The 3,323-nt window shown below is 28.3% G+C and carries 2 protein-coding genes; both read left to right on the top strand.

What is annotated here, in order from left to right:
* Window positions 1-205: 205 nt before the first annotated feature.
* Window positions 206-685 carry a hypothetical protein gene (locus DFQ11_RS14905; RefSeq protein WP_110476672.1) on the top strand — a complete coding sequence of 160 codons (480 nt, stop codon included), beginning with the start codon at window positions 206-208 and terminating at the stop codon, window positions 683-685.
* A gap of 171 nt (window positions 686-856) precedes the next feature.
* A complete protein-coding gene (locus DFQ11_RS14900) occupies window positions 857-3,217 on the top strand; it encodes a toxin-antitoxin system YwqK family antitoxin (RefSeq protein ID WP_110476671.1) in 2,361 nt (786 codons plus the stop codon).
* Window positions 3,218-3,323: the final 106 nt, after the last annotated feature.

Raw genomic sequence — 3,323 nt, 5'->3', positions numbered from 1 at the left:
TCGACTACGTCCGAATCCACGCGTAATTGCTACCGTAGTTGCTTATCCGAAAAACATTAAATATAATCCCGTAACTGCGGTTATACTAAACGTTGGCAACAATTTGAGAAAACCCGTTAACTAACTCAAATTGAGATTTCACTCATTAGACCTTTTGTAGATTAAAGCATTATTATAAATTGTAAAAACAAATAAAACCTCTATAATGAAGAAAATACTTATTCTAATTTTTATAATTCCTATAGCAGTCTTGTCTCAAAATAAAAAACAAGATTTATATGTCGCTTATGATAAATGTTCGATTCATAATATCACAAAAATTTCTAACGATACACTACAATTTGAATTATATCAAATAAGATTTGGAGATAAAATAAAACCTGAAATAGAATACTCAATTGCTGAATCAGGATTTGTCAAAAAAAACATTTCATTGAGTGGAAAAACATATGGTTTTCTGTTAGTTACTTATATAAACGAAAACAAGCAAAATGAACCAGTTGAAATTAATAAAAATGAAATTGTTAACGTAATTATAGCTGAAAATATAATTCATTCAAAAAACACGGACTTTACTACTTTCTTCCAGAACTTTGAGAATATTTACATTGTTGATTTTAGCGATAAAAACAGCGAAATTAAATTAGCTAAAAAGGTAAAAATTGAATTTAATCCAACATTATGAACGGAATAAAAACTGTTGCCAACAACGTGTATAATTCATTGCTAGTTATAGTCTACTTACGAAAGTCCTCGCGGACTTTCTATCTGTGATTTATTTGCTAACTTTAGTGCTTAAACCACGCAACGAAATCATACACAAAACCGTTAGCACCAATACGAAAAAAACCAACGAATGAATAATAATATATTGAAAACATTACTATTGCTTCTACCCTTTATAAGCCAAATTTCTTTTGGACAAAGACTTACATTGAACGACATTGAAAATATTTGCAACAAATCAAATTGGGAAAGTGTCAATCAATTTCTAATGAATAAGAATTGGGAATACTATGAATCTGAAAAGGGAAATTCAGAGAAATATAGCACTATAACTTGGTCTTATGAAAAAACTTATGGAGACAAGGCTTCTGCTTGGTTTTACCTTTATACTTATGAAGGATTTCCAAATAAATTAAGTTATTCCGTTTTTAATAAGCCTTCATATTCTGCTATTCAAAATTCATTAAATTCAAAAGGTTACAAACTTCAAAATAGCGAAATTGAAAACAATGAATTAATTTCTACATATGCTAACAGCAAATTTATTTTAAAAATAACAACAGAAAAAAGAGAAAAAGATAGCTATTCAAGTTTCGATGAGAGTATTACTGCATACAGATTTTTATTAATAAAAAAGTCAAGCATTTATGACCCAGATAACGGAAAGAAAGTCGATTATTATTATGGTAATACAAAACAAGCTGAATACACAAAAGTAAATGGAGAAATTAATGGTGCTTTAAAAGTTTATTATGAAAATGGAAAACTAAAAAAGACAGGTTATTATAAAAATGGTTTAGCAGATGGAAACTTTGTAGAGTATGACGAAGAAGGTAATAAAACATTTGAATATTATCAGAGGAACGATAAAAAAAATGGAAAATTAACAGCTTACGAAGACAATAAAATATCTTATTCAACTCACTACAAAGATGATATTCAAAATGGAGAGAGAACCGAATATTATTATGATGACGAAAGCGGAAGACTATACCTAAAAGTAATTGGAACCTTATTGAATGGAGAAAAAGAAGGTAATTGGAGCTTAATCTTCATAGATAAAGAAAAAGGAGAAAGAGTTTTAACGAAAACAAATTACTCGAAAGGTCTAAAAAATGGTTATTCACAAGATATAAAAGGAGACAGTTTAATAATAGCAAACTATACAAACGGCAAATTAGACGGCAACTACAAAGTTTATTTAGATGTTACAAGAACTGTTTTTGGAGGCGTGATAGAGACTGATGTTTCAAAATTATTTTTAATATCGGAAGGAAAGTATCAAAATGATAAAAAAACAGATTATTGGAAAAACTATTCCCTAACAAAATCTTTAAGTAGTGAAGGAAACTATTTGAACGATGAAAAAACTGGCGAATGGAAAAATTACTACTCAAAATATACTAATGACGATAAACCTACTCACTATTCAGAAAAACTGTACTTGATAGAAAATTATAGAAAAGGTAAACTTAATGGTTTGTCAACACGATTTTCCTATTTGAATAAAGAGAAATACAAGTGTTCAGAATTAGACGAAAACAATAAACCAAAAGATTCCTGTACTCGAATGGTTTATCAAAAAGTTTTGCAAAAATCTAATTACAAAAACAATAAATTGAATGGTGCTTTTGAGTTAAGAGATTCATTAGACATTTTAGTAGCAAAAGGTAATTTTGCAAATGACCAAAAAATTGGTAATTGGTTTCATCGTTACGAAGATGAAGATTATGATGGTAATCCATACTTTTATTTTATGGAAGGCTCTTACGAAGACGATGAGAGAGAAGGAGAATGGATATATTATTATAAAAAAGGAGAAATCAATAAAACTATAAATTATTCAAACGGTCAATTTGATGGGAAATTCACAGAATGGAATAAACAGAAAAAGCCAAAAGAAATAAAGCGTTTTGATGATGGCAAATTTAAAGAATTAGTTGTGTATGATAGTATTGGTCAACAGCCTGAAAGAAAATTTGAAATTTTTGATGAATATTCAAATAGATATAAATGCCGATTTACACAGTACTTTCCAAGTGGAAAAATTTCGCAAGTTTACTGGTTAAAAAAAGAAAATGAAATAAGCCATAATTGGTTTGAAATTTCATTCCTATTAAAACTAAAAGATAACGACAAGTCGACAATTTATAAAGATGGAGAATATAAGAATTATGACATAAATAATAGACCTCTAATTATTGGAGAATACTTTGAAGAAAGTAAAATTGGAGATTGGGTTTACTATTACTATCCGCAAAAAGTCAAAATAGAAATCGAATATGACGACAACAGAGTAATTTCGGAAAAATACTTAGATTTAAATGATGCTATATTCTCTGGAGAGTTCTCTTATATAAACGAAGAAGATAATATCAAAGAAATTCGTAAAATTAAGAATGGATTGAGAAATGGAAATACGGAATTTATCGACATAAACACAGGAAAAAGAATTAAAAAAGTAAAATACAAAGACGGAAAAATAAAATAAGTACTGGTGCTAACAAAGTACTGTGGTAAAAAACAAGTAAAAAAGCATTAATTTCTCACCAAAGAACTTCTGTAACTATCCTCATATATTAGTCCAGATTTAGCAA

The sequence above is a fragment of the Winogradskyella epiphytica genome (genome assembly GCF_003217215.1).
In the GTDB taxonomy this organism is placed as follows: Bacteria; Bacteroidota; Bacteroidia; order Flavobacteriales; family Flavobacteriaceae; genus Winogradskyella; species Winogradskyella epiphytica.
This window is presented reverse-complemented; position numbering and strand designations above follow the sequence as displayed.